The sequence below is a fragment of the Pseudonocardia wallangbongensis genome (assembly GCF_054486945.1).
In genome coordinates, this window is sequence record NZ_JBRERS010000003.1 from 41,736 (window position 1) to 58,657 (window position 16,922).

The following is a 16,922-nucleotide window of genomic DNA, read 5'->3' on the forward strand; positions in this document are numbered from 1 at the left end:
CGATCACGAGACCTCGCTCATGTGCAGCTCCGGCGGCCGCCGCGTGAACAGGCGCGTGAGCCCGAGCAGGTATCCGAAGCCGACGGCGATCCAGGCCAGCCCGACGGCGAACGTGGTGCCCGAGAGGCTGGTCCACAGCCACAGCGTGAGGAGCACACCGATGCCCGGCACCACGGCGTAGGCCAGCAGGTTCGCCGGTGTCCGGCGCCCATCGTCGAGCACGTAGTGCTTGATCACCGACAGGTTGACGAGCGAGAACGCGACCAGGGCGCCGAAGCTGATCATCGAGGAGGCCAGCTCCAGGCTGATGAACAGCGCGATGAGCGACAGCACGCCGACCACCGCCGTCGCGAGCGCCGGGGTGCGGGACCGCGGGTGCAGCCGGCCGAACACGGCCGGCGGCAGCGCGCCGTCGCGGCCCATGGCGTAGAGGATGCGCGAGACGCTCGCCTGCGAGGCCATCGCCGAGCCGAAGCAGCCCGCGATGTAGGCGGCGGTGAAGAACGCGGTCAGGGCGGTGCCGCCCGCGGCGCCCACGACGTCCAGGGCGGCGGAGTCGACGTCGGTGAACTCCTGCCAGCGCGGGAAGACCAGGTGCCCCGCGTAGGAGACCACGACGAACAGCGCGCCGCCGATCACGGTCACCAGCATGATCGCGCGGGGGATGCGCCGGCGCGGGTCGAGGGTCTCCTCGGAGAGCGTCGAGACGGCGTCGAACCCGAGGAAGGACAGGCACAGGATCGCCGCGCCGCCGAGCACCGCAGGCGCCTCGCCGCCGCTCGGGAGGAACGGCTCGGTGAGCGACGGCAGGCCGGCGCCGGCGACCGTGCGGCCCACGGCCACCAGGAAGACCGCGATGAACACGACCTGGACGGCGACGAGCAGGAAGTTCATCCGCGCCACGAGCCTGATGCCCAGGACGTTCAGGCCGGTCACCAGCACGATCGCGCCGATGATCCAGACCGCGACCGGGACGGCCGGGAACGCGGCCTGCAGGTAGATGCCCATCACCAGATAGTTGATCATCGGCAGGAACAGGTAGTCGAGCAGCAGGGCCCACCCGGTCATGAAGCCCAGGTGGGGCCCGAACGACCGCTGCGTGTAGGTGTAGGCCGAGCCGGCGAACGGGTGCGCCCGCACCATCAGCCCGTAGCTGTAGGCGGTGAACAGCATCGCCGTGAGCGTCACGACGTACGCGGCCGGCAGGTGTCCGGAGGTCTGCTCGGTGACCACGCCGTAGGTGGTGAACACCGTGAGCGGCACCAGGTAGGCGAGGCCGAAGAGCACGATCGAGGGCATCCCCAGCACCCGCTTCAGGTGCGACGTCGCATCCATGATCGCGAGTATCGGGCCGCCACCGCCCCGCCCACTACCATCGGTGCGCCGAAACCTCGGACCTCGGGCGGATCATGGGTACCGCACTGCGGGTGGGCGTCGCCGTCGTCGTGCTGGCGGTCGTGGTCGTCGCCTTGGCGTGGGTCTTCCAGCGGCGGCTGGTCTACCTGCCGTTCGGGGCGCCCGACGGGCCGGCCGGCGCGTACCTGGACGGTGGCCGCGACGTCGTCCTGCACACCGACGACGGGCTGGACCTCACCGCGTGGTGGGCACCGGCGACCGGACCGTCCCGCGACCGGACCGTGCTCGTGGCGCCCGGCAACGGCGGCTCGCGGGTGCTGAGGGTGCCGCTCGCGCGGGCCCTCGCGGCGGAGGGCTTCGACGTGCTGCTGGTGGAGTACCGCGGCTACGGCGGCAACCCCGGCTCGCCCACGGAGGAGGGCCTCGCCGCGGACGTGGCCGCGGCGTACCGGCACGTCGTGCAGGTGCGCGGCGTGCCGCCGGACCGGCTCGTCCTCTTCGGCGAGAGCCTCGGCGGCGCGCCGCTGACCCGCCTGGCCACCGAGCGCCCGGTCGGGGCGCTGGTGCTGCGAAGCCCGTTCACCTCGCTCGCCGACGTCGGCGCGCGCGCCTACCCGTTCCTGCCCGTGCGGACGCTGCTGCGGGACCGGTTCCCGCTGCTCGAGCACGTGCGGTCGGTGCGGGCGCGGATTGCGGTGATCGCCGGTGCGGCCGACGAGATCGTGCCGGTGGAGCAGAGCCGGGCCGTCGCGCAGGCGGCGGGGGCGGCCTGCACCGAGGTGGCGGGGGCCCGGCACAACGACCCGGGACTGGTCAGCGGGCGGGTCGTCGTCGCGGCCGTGGTGGCGGTGGGTTCCTGACGTGCCACGCTGAGCAGATGGAGTGGACCGGTGCGCGCTACGCCGACTGCCCGACCGTGGAGGTCACGACCTGGATCGACGCCCCGCCCGACGCCGTCTGGCCCGCCGTGGTCGACCTGCCCGGCATGGCGGCGGCGAGCCCCGAACTGCAGACCGTCGAGTGGCTCGACGGCGGTGGACCGGACGTAGGTTGCCGGTTCGTCGGGCACAACAGGCACGACGCGATGGGGGAGTGGTCGGTCACCTCGCACGTGGTGGCCTGCGAACGGCCCTCCGTGTTCTCCTGGGCCGTGCACGACCCGCGGGATCCGGCCGCGACGTGGCGGTTCACGCTGGAGGCGGCCGACGGTGGCACGCGGCTCACCGAGTGGGTGCGGCTCGGGCCGGGGCGGTCCGGGCTGAGCCAGGCGATCGACCGCATGCCGGACAAGGAGCAGAAGATCGTCTTCGTCCGGTTGCGGGAGTTCGAGCGGAACATGACCGCCACCGTCGCGGCGATCAAGGCGCGGGCCGAGGCCGCCTGATGCGCACGGCTACCACCGTCGAGGGGGGCTCCCGGGAGACGGTGGAGTTCGTGTGCGAGGCCGAGAAGCTCGGCCTCGACGTCTGCTGGGTGGCCGAGGCGTGGGGCACCGACGCGGTGTCGGTGCTGGGCCACCTCGCTGCCCGCACCGACCGGGTGCTGCTCGGCTCCGGGGTGCTCCAGGTGGGCACGCGCACGCCCGTCGCGATCGCGCAGGCCGCGCTCACGCTCGCCCACCTGTCCGCCGGGAGGTTCCTGCTCGGGCTCGGCCCGTCGGGCCCGCAGGTGATCGAAGGGCTGCACGGGGTGCCGTTCGCGCGGCCGCTCACCCGGGTGCGCGAGACCGTCGACGTCGTGCGCCGGGTCCTCGCGGGCGAGAAGGTCGCCTACGCCGGGGAGACCGTCCGGATCCCGCTGCCCGGCGGCGAGGGCAGGCCGATGCGCGTGTCGGTCGGCGCCATCCCGGACATCCCGCTGTACCTGGCCGCGCTGTCCCCGAGGTTGCTCGAGCTGACCGGCGAGATCGCCGACGGCTGGCTGGGCACGAGCTTCGTCCCGGAGGGCGCCGCCGCCTACTTCACGCCGCTCGACGCCGGCCTGGCGCGCTCCGGCCGGCGGCGCCGCGACCTGGACGTCTGCCAGGGCGCCGAGGTCGCCTTCGCCGAGGACGAGGACGAACTGCGGCGCATGACGGCCGACCGGCGGAAGGGCCTCGCGTTCAGCCTCGGCGGGATGGGCTCGGCGAGCACGAACTTCTACAACGACGCCTACAGCCGCCAGGGGTGGTCCGACGTCGCCGCGGCCGTGCGGGAGCGCTGGCAGGCGGGCGACCGCGACGGGGCCACGGCGCTCGTCACCGAGGAGATGGTGCTGGGCACCACGCTGATCGGCACCGAGGAGACGGTCCGGGACCGGCTGCGGGTCTGGCGCGACGCGGGCGTCGACACCGTGCGACTGTACCCGGCGGGCGACACGCTCGACGCCCGGCTCACCACCCTGGCCCGCGCGATCGACCTCGTGCGGTCAGGGTAGGTGCGGTGCCGCGGCGCGCATCCGCGCCGCGTCCTGCCCGGGCGGCGCGCCGAAGAGGCGCCGGTACTCGCGGCTGAACTGGGACGGGCTGTCGTAGCCGACGAGGTGACCGGCCCCGGCGACGTCGTCGGGGCGCGCCAGCAGGAGGGACCGCGCCTCCTGCAGCCGGATGCACTTCTGGAACTGCAGCGGGCTCATCCTCGTGACGGCGCGGAAGTGCCGGTGGAACGCGGCCGGGCTCATCCCGGCCATCCGCGCGAGGTCCTCGATCCGCACCGGCTCGGCGTAGTTGTCCCGCAGCCACCGGGTCACCCGGCCGACCTGGGACGTGCTGCTGTCGGCGAGGCCGATCTGGCGGACCACGGCGCCCTGCGGCCCGGTGAGCAGCCGCCAGAGGATCTCGCGCTCGACGAGCGGGGCGAGCACCCGGGCGTCCGCCGGGTGGTCGAGCAGCCGCAGCAGCCGGGCGACGGCGTCGAGCAGGTCGGGCCCCGCCTCACCGGTCGCGATGGCCGGGCCGGTCGGCGAGCGGGACGGCCGCGCGGCCGGTGCCTCCAGCAGCAGCTCGGCGATCACCGCCGGGCGCAGCACCAGCCCCGTGCCCAGCGCGGGGGTCAGCGGGCCGGCGTCGAGGAAGTGGCCGCTGACCGGTAGGTCGGTGGTGACCACGAGGAACTGCCCGGCCCGGTACTCGAACACCTCGTCGCCGAGCAGGAGGCGCTTGCCCCCTTGCGCCATGACGACCAGCAGGGGATCGGTCAGCGAGTGGTCCGGCTCCTGCGTCTCCACCCTGGACAGCAGCAACCCGTCGATCGACGTCCCGAGGTCGGGACGGGCGTGGGTCGCGATCAGGCGGCGGATCTCGTCCAGTGGCACTCTCCGATCCGATCGGATCCGAGAGGATCGTGCAAGAGCCCGAGCGGATCGGTCTACCCCGGGGCGCCCCCCCGCCGGTTGCATGGGTGCATGCCTCTCGACCACTACGTCACCCTCGGCCGGTCCGGCCTCCGCGTCAGCCCGTTCGCCCTCGGCGCCATGACCTTCGGCGACGATCCCGGCGGCGCCGGCTGCAGCGTCGAGGAGTCGGAGAAGATCCTCTCGACCTACCTGGACCTCGGTGGCAACTTCATCGACACCGCGAACTTCTACACCAACACGCACTCGGAGCGGATCCTCGGCGACTTCCTCGCCGCCCGCCCCGGCCGGCGCGAGCACGTGGTGCTGGCGTCGAAGTTCTTCTTCAACCTCTTCCCCGGCGACCCCAACGGCGGCGGCGCGGGTCGGGGGTCGATCATCGCGCAGCTCGACGAGTCCCTGCGCCGCCTGCAGACCGACCACCTCGACCTGTACTGGCTGCACAACTGGGACCGCCACACGCCGATCGAGGAGACGATGCGCACCCTCGACGACCTGGTCCGGGCCGGGAAGATCCGCTACATCGGGTTCTCCAACACGCCCGCGTGGGTCACCGCCCAGGCCCAGACCACGGCCCTGCTGAAGGGCTGGACCCCGCTGATCGCGCTGCAGGTCGAGTACTCGCTGCTGGCCCGCACCGTCGAGGGCGAGCTCGCCCCGCTCGCCCTCGACCAGGGCATGGCTCTGGTCCCGTGGAGCCCGCTGAAGAACGGCTTCCTGTCCGGCAAGTACCGGCGCGGCGCGCCGGTCGCCGACTCCGCCCGCACCGCCTACGTCGGCGGGCCCACCGAGGACGAGTACGCGGTCATCGAGGCCGTCGCAGCGGTCGCGGAGGAGCTCGGGACCACATCCGCCGCCGTGTCGCTGGCCTGGCTGCGTGCCCGCGCAGGGACGGTCGTGCCGATCGTCGGTGCCCGCCGGGTGCAGCACCTCGTCGACAACGTCGCCGCGCTGGAGATGACCCTCGCACCCGAGCACCTGCGCGCGCTCGACGAGATCTCGGCGCCGAGCCTGGACTACCCGGCGCCGATGCACGGTGCGCCGCGGGCGATGCTGCAGTTCGCGGGCGCCACGGTCGACGGTGAGCCCTCCACGGTCTACCCACCGCTGCTGGCGAGCGACGTCCGGTACTGAGCTCGTGTCCTACTGTGGGTCCGTGATCCGACTCGATCGACGGCCGTGGCGGGAGGTGCGGGCCGCGGGGGAGCGGGGCGCTGTTGCCGTCCTCCCCGTCGGCTCCCAGGAACAGCACTCCGAGCACCTGCCGATGGGCACCGACACCCTGCTCGCCGAGGCGGTCGTCGACGCGGCGGTCGGCCTGCTCGGCGACGACGGCCCGGAGCTCGTCCGGCTGCCCGCGCTGCCGTTCGGGCACAGCCCGCACCACCTGTTCGCGGCGGCCGTGTCGCTGTCGGCCACCACGCTGCTGGCCGTCCTCGACGACGCGCTCGACTCCCTGGTGCGCAGCGGGTTCCGTCGCGTCCTGCTGGTGAACGGGCACGCCGGCAACGACGAGGTCGTGAAGCTCGCGGTGAAGCGCTGCGCGGAGCGGACGGACGTCGCGCTGGGCGCCTGCTCCTACTGGACGCTCGCCGGGCCCGGGGAGCCGCCGCAGGCCCCGGGGCACGCCGGCTGGTTCGAGACGTCCCTGCTCCTGGCCGTCCACCCCGACCTGGTGCACCCCGCGGCGCCGTGGCAGGAGCCGGACCCGCCGGCCCTGTTCCACCGCTCTCCCGCACCGGGCCTGGTGGTGGCGCGGCACGGCGAGTGGGAGCGGGTGGGTGGCGCCACCGACGACGCCGGGGAGGCCGACGCCGAGACCGGCCGGGACCTGCTCGCCGCCCGGGCCGAGGTGCTGGCGGCCGCGATCCGGGCGTTCGACGAGGCAACGGCCGGGAGCCACGGCTGAGCCCGACCGCACACCGGCCCGCCACCGTAGCCGCGGCCACCGCACACACCGGGTCGGGGCGGCACACAGCGCCCGCAATGTGTGCGGACCCGACTCGATGTGTGCGGTGCCCTTGGGGGACCTCAGTAGCAGCGGAACTCGTAGCATCCGGCCGGGCGCCATCTCGAACGCGGAGACGGCGCCGGGCAGCGCCCGGCCGGCGCACACCCACTCGACGCGGGCGCCGTCGAGCTGCTCGTGCAACGGATCGGGGCTGCCGAGGACACCTCCCCGCGGGCCGTCCAGGCCGCCCACCGGCTCGTCGTCCGGGGCAGCACCGACTCCGCGGCCGAGTGCTGACCCGGTCGCGGGTCCGCGGCTCACCAGCGGTAGTCGAGGAACTTCCCGTCGAAGGTGACCACGACGCGGTCACCTTCGGGGTCGGGGCGACGGGCGATGTCCACCCGGAAGTTGATGGCGCTCATGATCCCATCGCCGAACTCCTCGTGGATGAGCTCCTTGAGCGTGGGCCCGTAGACGGCGAGGGCCTCGGTGAAGCGGTAGATCGTGGGGTCGGCCATGACGGCCGGGTCCGTGCCGCGCGCGGGCTGCAGCTGGAGGCTCTCGGCCACCGTCTCGTCCAGCCCGAGCAGTGCGCACGCCGTCGTGGCCTGCTCGTCGGTCATCGGGTGCTGACCGAGGAGCGCAGCCGTCGTCCACACCACCGGGGTGCCGAGGGCCTCGGCGATCGCCGCCCAGGACAGTCCCCGCCGCGTCCGGGCGGCGACGACGAGATCGGCGGCCTCGGACTTGCTCATGATCGGGTTGATCGCCGGCTCCTTCGCGGTCGGTGGCTCGTCGCACCAGGCTCGCGGGCCCGTATTGCGGCCGCGTTACGCCCGGGGAACGCGCGGCTTGCCGGGGCGGCGGGGGAGCGGTGAGCGGGGCGTGACGCGATGACAGCCGGGGGGTAATGCAGCGGAAACACCCGGTTCCGAGACTCGACGCTGCCCGCCCGCAACCCTCCGAGGAGCGACCGCATGTCCTACCTGAACCCGTCGGAGTTCGTCGGCAAGATGATCGACGCGGGCGAGGCGAAGGTCTTCATGTCCGCCCGCGACACCGTGATCCGCGCCTACATGGCCGGGGCCATCCTCGCCCTCGCCGCGGCGTTCGCCGTGACGGTCACCGTGCAGACGGGCTCGGCCCTGGTCGGGGCGCTGCTGTTCCCGGTCGGGTTCTGTTTGCTGTACCTGCTCGGGTTCGACCTCCTGACCGGCGTCTTCACGCTGGTGCCGCTGGCCTGGATCGACAAGCGACCGGGCGTGACCCTGAAGGGGGTCCTGCGCAACTGGGCCCTGGTCTTCGTCGGCAACTTCGCGGGCGCGCTCACCGTCGCGTTCATGATGGGTGCGATCCTCACGTTCGCCTTCACGGTGGATCCGAACGACGTCGGACACCGGCTCGGCGAGATCGGTGCCTCGAGGACGGTCGGTTACGCGGACCACGGTGCGGCCGGGATGCTGACCCTGTTCCTCCGCGGCGTCCTGTGCAACTGGATGGTCTCCACGGGCGTCGTCGCCGCGATGATCTCCACGTCCGTCTCGGGCAAGGTGATCGGGATGTGGATGCCCATCCTGGTGTTCTTCTACATGGGCTTCGAGCACTCGGTCGTCAACATGTTCCTGTTCCCGACCGGCCTCATGCTCGGTGGCGACTTCTCGATCCTCGACTACTTCGTGTGGAACGAAATCCCCACCGTCGTCGGCAACCTCGTCGGCGGCATCGCCTTCGTCGGGCTCACGCTGTACGCCACGCACGCCCGGCCCGGCGCGGGCCGCGTGCGCCCGGTGCGCGAGGACGCCGACGTGCCGGTGGCAGCCTCCCGCTGAGTCAGCGTTCCCGGTGCAGGCGCCGGTACCTCCCGGGCGGCATGCCGCAGGCCTGCGCGAACGCCGCGTGGAAGCCGCTGTGCGAGCCGAAGCCGGTGTCTTCCGCGATCCGCCGCGTGGTCGCCGTGGTCGTGAGCAGCAGGCGCTGGGCCTCGGCGATGCGGCGGTCGGTGAGGTAGGTGTGCACGGTGGAGCCGAGCACCTGGCGGAACAGCGTCATCGCGTAGTTGGGGTTGAGGTGCACGGAGGCCGCGACGTCGGCGGTCCGGATCGGGTCGTGGAACCGTTCGGTGATGAAGCGGGCCATCGCGACGACGTGGCGGACGGCGTCGGGCACGTCGGCCGCGCTGCCGGAGTCGGCCGGCAGGGCCCCGCGCAGCAACCGGTGCACGCCCGCCTGGATCTCCAGGAGGGCGATCGCGTGCAGGTCGGCCGCCGTCCCGCCGAGATCGGCCGACCACCGGTCGAACGCCACGTCGGCGGGGTGGTCGGGGCGAGGTGTGACGAGCGGGGTGCCGCGCAGCAACTCGGCGATCGCCGGACCGGGAAGGCCCCAGGCGAGCGCCTGCCCGAGCGGGACGTGCAGCCAGCTCACCCGGGCGTTCCAGTTGTGGGGGGTGTCGATCAACCGGTGCGGCACCGACGCCCAGAACAGCGCCGCGTGGCCGGGTTGGATCGTCACCAGGCTGCCGCCGAACAGGTAGGTGAGCGGCTCGTCGTCGACGATGTTGACCTCGAGGTCGTCGTGGCGGTGGGCGCTGGCCATCGCGTGGCCGCGGCCCTGCCAGCAGGCCAGCCGCGAGGGGTGCTGCGTGACGCCCGACATCTGAGGATCCTGGAATTCCGCCCTACGTTCGCAGACCGATCCTAGGGGGCTCAGCTCCTACCGTTGGCTGCATGGCCAAGATCACTGTCGTCGGTGCCGGCGGGTACGTCTTCCCGTTCCGGCTGATCGGTGACCTGCTGAGCTATCCGGCGCTGCGCAGCAGCACGCTCACGCTGATGGACATCGACGCCGACCGGTTGGAGCGCACGGCGGGCGCCACGCGCGCGCTCGTCGCGCACCACGGCTTCCCCACCACGGTCGAGAGCACCACCGACCGGCGGGCCGCCCTCGCGGGCGCCGACCACGTGATCATCACGTTCCAGGTGGGTGGTGTCGACGCCTTCCGCGACGACGTCGAGATCCCCCGCCGGTACGGCGTGGACCAGACCGTGGGCGACACCCTGGGCCCGGGCGGGGTGTTCCGGTTCCTGCGCTCGGTGGTGGCCTACCGTGAGATCGCGGCCGACCTCGCCGAGCTCGCGCCGCACGCGCAGGTGATCAACTACGCGAACCCGATGGCGATGGCCACCTGGTACCTGAACGCGCTCGGTGCGCGGACCGTCGGCCTGTGCCACAGCGTGCAGGGCACCTCCCGCATGCTCGCCCGAGCGCTGGACGTCCCGTACGAGGAGGTGCGCTTCCGGGCCGGCGGGATCAACCACCAGTCGTGGTTCACCGAGTTCCGCCGGGGGAGCGAGGACCTCTACCCGCGGCTGCGGGAGGTGATGGCGCAGCGGCACCTGCACGTGCCGGCGGGGCGCGGGTTCGCCGCCGACCACGGCGACCACAGCGGCGTCGACCGCGGGGAGTCGCGGTACGAGGGCGGCAACGAGCGGGTCCGCACCGCGATCATGGACGCCTTCGGCTACTTCCACACCGAGTCGAGCCACCACGCGTCGGAGTACCTGCCGTACTTCCGCAAGTCGCCGGACATGGTGGCGGACTTCATCCCGGAGCGCTGGGACTACTACGAGATCTGCCGGCACCACGACGAGGACGGGCAGATCGCGTCGCTGCTGGAGAAGTTGAAGGACGAGCTCGCCCCGTCGGTCGAGTACGGCGCCGCGATCGTGCACAGCATCGAGACCGGGCAGCAGAGCGTGGTCCACGGCAACGTGCCCAACACCGGGCTCGTCACCAACCTGCCCGGCGGCTGCTGCGTGGAGGTGGCCTGCCTCGTGGACGGCAACGGCGTTCAGCCCGCGGTGTTCGGCGCCCTTCCGCCACAGTGCGCCGCCGTCAACCGGACCGGGATCAACGTGCAGGAGCTCGCCGTGACGGCCGCGCTCACCGGGCGCCGGGAGCACGTCTACCACGCGGTGATGGCCGACCCGCTCACGAGCGCGGTGCTCACCCTCGACCAGATCACGGCGATGGTCGACGAGCTGTTCCGCGCGCACGAGGCGTACCTGCCGGCGGAACTCCAGGCCTGAGCTCGATCTACCTCATCGGGGAGGTACCGCATGACCCGTGCGCTTTCGCGGCGCGCGTTCCTGGGCGTGGCGGGTGCGGCGGCGTTGGCCGGCTGCGCCGCCGACCCGTCGCCGGGCAAGATCCGGCTGCGGCTGTCGACCTGGAACATCGCGCCCGACCTGTTGAGCTACCGGGCGATCGCCGACCGCTACCAGCAGCTGCACCCCGACGTCGAGATCGCCGTGGAGGTGACGCCGGGCGGTGACTTCAACCAGTGGCTGACCACCCGCCTTGCCGCCGACCGCGCGCCGGACCTCATCCGGATCATCCCGCAGCAGTTCGGCCGCTACGTCGAGACCGGCGGGATGGTGGACATCGCGCGGTGGCTGCCGCCCGGCTACGGCGACGACTACCGGGAGAACTTCTGGTCGATCGTCGCCAAGGACGGCGGCGTGTACGGGCTGCCGCAGCACACCGACAACTTCATCACGTTCTACCGCCGCGACATCCTGGAGCAGATCGGCGTCACCCCGCCGCCGGACGCCGTGGACCAGGCGTGGAACTGGATGGAGTTCTTCGACGTCGCGCGCGAGGTGAAGCGGGTCACCGGCGCGTACGGCTTCTCCGTCGGCTTCGGCGGCGTGAACACGTCAAGGGCGCCACCGGAGGCGGCTCCCATGATCAGGTGTGGCTGAGCGCCCTCGGGTGGGCGTTGCGGCGAATCTCGGACCGATCATGACGCGTTGATCGTTGCGAGGTCCCGCTCATGGTCCTCCCGGGGACGGTCGCAAGCATGTGATCAACGGGAACCGCTATCCGAACCCAACCCGACCGGCCGGGCACGGCGCGCCCACCGCAGCGGGAACGCCCACTCGCCCACGGGTCCCGGGAGCTGATCAAAGCCGGCCCGGGGCGCGGTCGATGGATCGCCCGCCGTCCCACCGTGGAAGCCGCAGCGCTCTCGACTCTCGCTACCGGCCGACCACGTCGCCGCCCTGGACGACATGCCGCAGGTGCGCGGCCTCCACCAGCACGCCGACGTCGTCGAGGGGGTCGCCGTCGAGCACGAGGAGGTCGGCGTGGGCGCCGGGTCGCAGCGTGCCGATCTCGCCGGACATGTTCAGCAGGTCCGCCGCGACCGAGGTGGCCGACCGGATGATGTCGAGCGGTTTCTGCACCTCGGCGCGCAACCGGAACTCGTGCTTCTGGTGCCGGTGCATGCCGCCGAGCAGGTCGGTGCCGTAGACGAGCTTGACGCCGCCGCGTGCGGCGCGCTCCAGCGCGGCCAGGCCGGCGCCGAGCACCTCGTCCACCTTGCGCCAGCTCGACTCGGGGAGCCCGAACTCGCGGCCCTCCTCCTTGAGCGCCCAGTAGGTCACCAGCGTCGGCACGAGGAAGGCGTCGCGCTCGCCGAAGAGCTCGATGCTGCGGTCGTCGAGCAGGTTGCCGTGCTCGACGGAGCGGATCCCCACCTCGAGCGCGCGATTGACGGCGCGGGCGGTGTAGGCGTGCGCGGCGACGTACCGGTTGGCGGCCTCCGCCTCCTCGACGACGGCCCGCAGCTCGTCGACCGAGTACTGGGTGGAGTCGATGCGGTCGGTCGGGGACGCGACGCCGCCGGAGGCCATCACCTTGATGTGGTGGGCGCCCTTGCGCAGCTCGTCGCGGGCGGCGGCGCGCACGGCGTCCACACCGTCGGCGATCCGGCCCAGGCCCGCGCAGCACGGGTGGTCGTCGTGGCGGTGGGTGCCGCGGGCCCGGCCGTCCCCGTGCCCGCCGGTCTGGCTGAGCGCCCGCCCGCAGAACAGGAGCCGTGGCCCGCGGACCAGGCCCTCGGCCTGCGCGTCGGCAAGCCCGTAGTCCGCGCCGGAGGCGTCGCGCACGGTGGTGAACCCGCGGTCGAGCATCCCGCCCATGATCCGGGCGCTGTGCGCGGCGACGTACGACGGCGACAGCGCGGACATCGAGCTGAGATCCGCGGTCAGGGCGGTGACGTGGACGTGGGCGTCGACGAGGCCGGGGAGCACGACCGCACCCCGGACGTCGACGGTGGGCACGTCGGGTGCGGTGAGCCCGGTGCCGGTCTCCACGATCCGGCCGTCGGCGCAGCGCAGGTCACCCTCGACGGGGCGGCCGTCGGCGGGGTCGAGGAGGAGGGCATTTCGCAGGAGCAGGGATCCACCCGTCACGTCGTCGGCCACGCTGATCGACAGTACGTCCGGGGTGAGCCCGAATACAGGGGTTGGCGGCGAGCATCGGGACGAGGTAGGCAGATCATGTGTGGGCACAGCAGCTGACCGGTCCGGGGATGCTCCAGCCGGTGGAGGTGCCCGCGCCGGCCGCGGGTGACCTGCCATCGGGCGGGGTCCTGGTGGCGGTCGAACACGGCGGGATCTGCGGCAGCGACCTTCCCTACTTCCGGGCGGGCGGGCGGCCCGTGGTGGAGCCGGGTCGGCCCGCGGGCGCGCCGCCGGGCTTCCCGATGCACGAGATCGTCGGGCGGGTGCAGGCCTCCCGCGACCCGGAGGTGTCGGTGGGGGACCGGGTGGTCGGATGGGCGTCGTCGTCGGACGCGCTGGCCGAGCTGGTGGTCACCGCCGGCTCCGGCCTGCACCCGGTCACGGCGGACGGCCACCGCCCGACCACCGTCGCGGCACAGCCGCTGGCCTGCATCATGTACGCGGTCGACCAGCTGGGTGACCTGCGGGGCAAGCGGGCCGCGGTGCTCGGGCTCGGGGCGATCGGCCTGCTGTTCGCGTGGGAGCTGCGGCAGCGGGGGGCGGCCACGGTCGTCGGCGTCGACCCGGTCGACCGCACCGCCCACGCCGCCGCGTTCGGGCTCGACGAGGTGGTGGTGACGGACAGCCGCGCGTGGTCGGAGGCGCTCGGCGCGGCCGAGCGTCCCGACGTGATCGTCGAGGCCGTGGGACACCAGACCGCCACCGTGGGCGACGCCGTGCGCGCGGTCGCCGACGGCGGCACCGTCTACTGCTTCGGCATCCCGGTGCGCGACGCCTACCCGATCGACGTGTACGCGGTGGTGCGCCGGAACCTGCGGATCATCGGCGGTCTCACCAAGGAGCGGCGCACGGTGCTGGGGCGGGCGCTGGCGCACCTGAAGCTGTTCCCGCACGTGGCCACCGAGCTGGTCACCGACGTCCGCCCCGGCACCGATGCCGTCGCCGCCTACACGGCGGCCTGCACGCCGACGGCGGGCCGCCTGAAGACGGTGCTCGCGCTGTAGGCGCCTACCAGTCGTGGACGGTGCCGTCGCGGAGGCGGTTCACCGGGAGGTAGGAGGGCTCGTACTCGAACTTCGCCGCGGCCTCCTTGTCCACCGTGACGCCGATGCCCGGGGCCTCGCCGGGGTGCAGGTAGCCGCCGTCGAACGTGTAGGAGCGGCGGAACACCTCGTAGGTCTCGGCGGTGTGCGGCGCGAACTCCTGGATGCCGAAGTTGTGGATCGCGAGGTCCAGGTGCAGGCCGGCGGCCATGCCGACGGGAGAGATGTCGGTGGGGCCGTGGATCCCGGATTTCACCTGGTGCAGCGCCGCGAAGTCGAAGAGCTTGCGCATGGCGGTGACCCCGCCGGTGTGGGTCACGGCCGAGCGGACGTAGTCGATGAGCTGCTCGCGGATGAGCGTCTGGTAGTCGAAGACGGAGTTGAACACCTCGCCGATGGCCAGCGGGGTGGTCGTGTGCTCGCGGACGAGCCGCAGGCCCTCCTGGTTCTCGGCGGGCGTGCAGTCCTCCATCCAGAACAGGTCGTACGGCTCGAGGGCCTTGCCGAGCTTCGCCGCCTGGATCGGGGTGAGGCGGTGGTGCACGTCGTGCAGCAGGGGGAGCTCGGGGCCGAACTCGTTCCGCACGGCCTCGAACACCGTCGGCAGGTGGCGCAGGTACGCGCGGGTGTCCCAGACCTCCTCGTTGGGCAGCCCGGTCCGGTCCAGGGGGTTCCCGATGCCGTAGATCGTGTCCAGGCCGGGCACGCCGGACTGTACGCGGATCGACCGGAAGCCCTCCTCCCGGCGCGCGCGGATCGAGTCCAGCACCTCCGGCAGGTCGCGCCCGCTGGCATGCCCGTAGGCCATGATCCCGGTGCGGCTCGCCCCGCCGAGCAGCTGGTAGAGCGGCATGCCCGCGGCCTTGGCCTTGATGTCCCACAGCGCCACGTCGACGGCGGCGATCGCGGCCATCGTCACCGGCCCGCGCCGCCAGTAGGCGCCGCGGTAGAGGTACTGCCAGGTGTCCTCGATCTTGTGGGCGTCGCGGCCGACCAGCAGCGGGACGACGTGGTCGCGCAGGTAGCTCGCCACCGGGAGCTCGCGGCCGTTCAGGGTGGCGTCGCCGTAGCCGACGAGGCCGTCGTCGGTGGTGATCTCGAGCGTGACGAAGTTGCGTCCCGGGCAGGTGACGATGACCTCGGCGCCGGCGATCCGCATGGGGGTCCTCTCTGTTATCCCTTGGTCGCGCCGGCCGTGAGCCCGGCGACGAGGTAGCGCTGGCCGAACACGGCGGCGAGCACGACGGGGACGCTCATCAGCGTGGAGGCGGCCATCAGCCCGCCCCAGTCGATGCTCGCGTAGGAGATGAAGTTGAACAGCGCCACCGGGAGCGTCTTCGTGTTCTCGTCGGAGAGGATCAGCGCGAAGACGAAGTTGTTCCAGCTGAAGACGGTGGCGAGCACGCACGCGGTGGCCGTCCCCGCGGTGGCGAGCGGCAGCGAGATCCGCAGGAACGCGCCGAACGCCGAGAGCCCGTCCACGCGGCCGGCCTCCTCCAGCTCCACCGGCAGGCCCTCGAAGAAGCCGATCATGATCCAGGTGATCAGCGGGACCGAGACGAACATGTGCGACAGCACCAGCACGGAGTAGCCGCCCACCAGCTCCAGCCGGGCGAACACGTAGTACCAGGGCACCAGGAGCGAGATCGCCGGGATGATGCGCGCGATCAGGACCCAGCCGCCCGCCCGGCGCATGCCGAACCGCCCGATCGCCCACGCCGCGGGCACCGCGATCAGCGCGGACAGCGCCGTCGACACGACGGCCACGATGATCGAGTTCACCATCGCCGGCAGGAACACCCCCTGGTCGAAGACCGTGTGGAAGTTGTCGAGCGTGGGGGTGAAGACGATCGCGTCGGCAGTGTTGCTGATCTGCACGTTCGTCTTGAACGCCGCGAGCACCATCCAGACCAGCGGCAGCGCGAACACGAGGCTGACCAGCACGATCGCGGTGAGCCGCAGGCGCTCCGACCGGACCTTGCGGGGGTCGGGGCCCCGGGTCGAGGCGGCGGTGGCCGAGGGCCGAGAGAGGGTGGCTGTCATGATCCGGCCTTCTCCGATCGGAGCCTGAGGACGACGACGATCCCGATGATCAGCACGGTGAACAGGACGAGCACGGCCGCGGCGAGCCCGTACTCCTGGTAGTCGAACGTGATGCCGTAGGCGTAGACGTTGAGGGTCTCGGCCTCGAAGCTGGAGCCGCCGCCCGTGCCCTTCGTGGCGTAGATGAGGTCGAAGGTCTTGAGGGCGTCGACGCTGCGCAGCACCAGCGCGGTGACGATCGTGGTGCCGAGCATCGGCAGCGTGACGAGCCGGAACCGCTGCCACGCGGAGGCGCCGTCCACGAGCGCCGCCTCCTCCGGCTCCTCGGGCAGCGTGGTGAGCCCGGCGAGGAGCAGCAGCGTCATCATCGGCGTCCACTGCCACACGTCGATCAGGACGAGCGTGGGCAGCGACTGCGCCACCGAGCCGAGGAACGGCTGCGGCGGGATGCCGACCAGGCCGAGGATGGCGTTGGCGATCCCGACGGTCGGGTCGAGGATGAGCATCCACACCACGCCGACGGCCACGGGCGTGGCGAGCAGCGGCACCATGAGGATCGTGCGCATCCAGCGCATGCCGCGGAACGGGCGGCGCAGGAGCATCGCCAGCGCCATCCCGAGCACCAGCTCGAGGATCACCGCGGCCACGGTGAACACGGCCGTGCGGCCGACGGCCGGCCAGAACCGGCGGGTGTCACCCAGCGCGTCGGCGTAGTTCACGAGGCCGAGGAAGCTGGTGTCGGCGTTGACCGCGCCGAAGGCGTCGGTCGTGCTGAGCCACGCCGTGTACGCCAGCGGGAAGACGACCATCAGCCCGATGAAGACCACGGCGGGGGCGATCATCGCCCACTTGAGACGGCGGTTCTCCTGTTCGAGGGTCCGAGCCATCAGA

General features: G+C 72.3%; 17 protein-coding genes. 9 read left to right on the forward strand and 8 right to left on the reverse strand.

Features of this window, described 5'->3' with window-relative positions:
- Positions 1-3: 3 nt before the first annotated feature.
- The gene (locus tag ACU436_RS11560) at positions 4-1,335 is read right to left on the reverse strand and encodes an APC family permease (protein WP_459024426.1); all 1,332 of its coding nucleotides are present in this window, start codon (positions 1,333-1,335) and stop codon (positions 4-6) included.
- 74 nt (positions 1,336-1,409) lie between these two features.
- On the opposite strand from ACU436_RS11560, the gene ACU436_RS11565 reads away from it, so the two are divergent.
- The 3 genes from ACU436_RS11565 to ACU436_RS11575 are packed head-to-tail and all read left to right on the forward strand — an operon-like array spanning position 1,410 to position 3,771.
- A complete protein-coding gene (locus tag ACU436_RS11565) occupies positions 1,410-2,216 on the forward strand; it encodes an alpha/beta hydrolase (RefSeq protein WP_459024427.1) in 807 nt (268 codons plus the stop codon).
- Positions 2,217-2,233: 17 nt separating this feature from the next.
- The gene (locus ACU436_RS11570) at positions 2,234-2,740 is read left to right on the forward strand and encodes an SRPBCC family protein (RefSeq protein WP_459024429.1); all 507 of its coding nucleotides are present in this window, start codon (positions 2,234-2,236) and stop codon (positions 2,738-2,740) included.
- The gene (locus ACU436_RS11575) at positions 2,740-3,771 is read left to right on the forward strand and encodes an LLM class flavin-dependent oxidoreductase (RefSeq protein ID WP_459024430.1); all 1,032 of its coding nucleotides are present in this window, start codon (positions 2,740-2,742) and stop codon (positions 3,769-3,771) included. The genes ACU436_RS11570 and ACU436_RS11575 overlap by 1 nt, the downstream gene beginning before the upstream one ends.
- Here ACU436_RS11575 and ACU436_RS11580 read toward each other — a convergent pair.
- Positions 3,763-4,647, reverse strand: coding sequence for an AraC family transcriptional regulator (locus ACU436_RS11580; RefSeq protein ID WP_459024431.1), 885 nt, complete (start codon positions 4,645-4,647; stop codon positions 3,763-3,765). The genes ACU436_RS11575 and ACU436_RS11580 overlap by 9 nt on opposite strands.
- Positions 4,648-4,737: 90 nt before the next feature.
- On the opposite strand from ACU436_RS11580, the gene ACU436_RS11585 reads away from it, so the two are divergent.
- Both ACU436_RS11585 and ACU436_RS11590 read left to right on the forward strand, forming a co-directional pair.
- The gene (locus ACU436_RS11585; protein WP_459024433.1) at positions 4,738-5,820 is read left to right on the forward strand and encodes an aldo/keto reductase; all 1,083 of its coding nucleotides are present in this window, start codon (positions 4,738-4,740) and stop codon (positions 5,818-5,820) included.
- 22 nt (positions 5,821-5,842) lie between these two features.
- A complete protein-coding gene (locus ACU436_RS11590) occupies positions 5,843-6,595 on the forward strand; it encodes a creatininase family protein (RefSeq protein ID WP_459024434.1) in 753 nt (250 codons plus the stop codon).
- A 359-nt stretch (positions 6,596-6,954) separates the two neighbouring features.
- Here ACU436_RS11590 and cynS read toward each other — a convergent pair whose 3' ends face one another.
- Positions 6,955-7,404, reverse strand: a complete 450-nt coding sequence (gene cynS / locus ACU436_RS11595; RefSeq protein ID WP_459025667.1) for a cyanase — start codon at positions 7,402-7,404, stop codon at positions 6,955-6,957.
- 210 nt (positions 7,405-7,614) lie between these two features.
- Between cynS and ACU436_RS11600 the strand changes: the two genes are divergently transcribed.
- Complete coding sequence (locus ACU436_RS11600) at positions 7,615-8,466, forward strand: formate/nitrite transporter family protein (RefSeq protein ID WP_459024436.1); 852 nt, start codon at positions 7,615-7,617, stop codon at positions 8,464-8,466.
- A gap of 1 nt (position 8,467) precedes the next feature.
- Here ACU436_RS11600 and ACU436_RS11605 read toward each other — a convergent pair whose 3' ends face one another.
- Positions 8,468-9,292, reverse strand: a complete 825-nt coding sequence (locus tag ACU436_RS11605) for a helix-turn-helix domain-containing protein (RefSeq protein WP_459024438.1) — start codon at positions 9,290-9,292, stop codon at positions 8,468-8,470.
- Between the two features lie 71 nt (positions 9,293-9,363).
- On the opposite strand from ACU436_RS11605, the gene melA reads away from it, so the two are divergent.
- The gene (gene melA, locus ACU436_RS11610; RefSeq protein WP_459024440.1) at positions 9,364-10,725 is read left to right on the forward strand and encodes an alpha-galactosidase; all 1,362 of its coding nucleotides are present in this window, start codon (positions 9,364-9,366) and stop codon (positions 10,723-10,725) included.
- 30 nt (positions 10,726-10,755) lie between these two features.
- Positions 10,756-11,400: an ABC transporter substrate-binding protein gene (locus tag ACU436_RS11615; protein ID WP_459024441.1), complete on the forward strand. Its 645-nt coding sequence runs from the start codon at positions 10,756-10,758 to the stop codon at positions 11,398-11,400.
- A gap of 276 nt (positions 11,401-11,676) precedes the next feature.
- Here the strand turns inward: ACU436_RS11615 and ACU436_RS11620 are convergent, their stop codons facing one another.
- Positions 11,677-12,906, reverse strand: a complete 1,230-nt coding sequence (locus tag ACU436_RS11620; protein WP_459024443.1) for a metal-dependent hydrolase family protein — start codon at positions 12,904-12,906, stop codon at positions 11,677-11,679.
- Between the two features lie 107 nt (positions 12,907-13,013).
- On the opposite strand from ACU436_RS11620, the gene ACU436_RS11625 reads away from it, so the two are divergent.
- Positions 13,014-13,949 (forward strand): zinc-binding dehydrogenase, encoded by a 936-nt coding sequence (locus ACU436_RS11625; RefSeq protein ID WP_459024445.1) that lies wholly within the window; start codon positions 13,014-13,016, stop codon positions 13,947-13,949.
- A 4-nt stretch (positions 13,950-13,953) separates the two neighbouring features.
- Here ACU436_RS11625 and manD read toward each other — a convergent pair whose 3' ends face one another.
- Genes manD through ACU436_RS11640 form a run of 3 tightly spaced genes read right to left on the reverse strand, consistent with a single transcriptional unit; the run spans position 13,954 to position 16,918 of the window.
- Entirely contained in the window at positions 13,954-15,147 is a 1,194-nt protein-coding gene (gene manD / locus ACU436_RS11630) for a D-mannonate dehydratase ManD (RefSeq protein WP_459024447.1), read from the reverse strand.
- 14 nt (positions 15,148-15,161) lie between these two features.
- Positions 15,162-16,031: a carbohydrate ABC transporter permease gene (locus tag ACU436_RS11635; protein WP_459024449.1), complete on the reverse strand. Its 870-nt coding sequence runs from the start codon at positions 16,029-16,031 to the stop codon at positions 15,162-15,164.
- Entirely contained in the window at positions 16,028-16,918 is an 891-nt protein-coding gene (locus ACU436_RS11640; protein ID WP_459024450.1) for a carbohydrate ABC transporter permease, read from the reverse strand. The genes ACU436_RS11635 and ACU436_RS11640 overlap by 4 nt, the downstream gene beginning before the upstream one ends.
- Positions 16,919-16,922 lie beyond the last annotated feature (4 nt).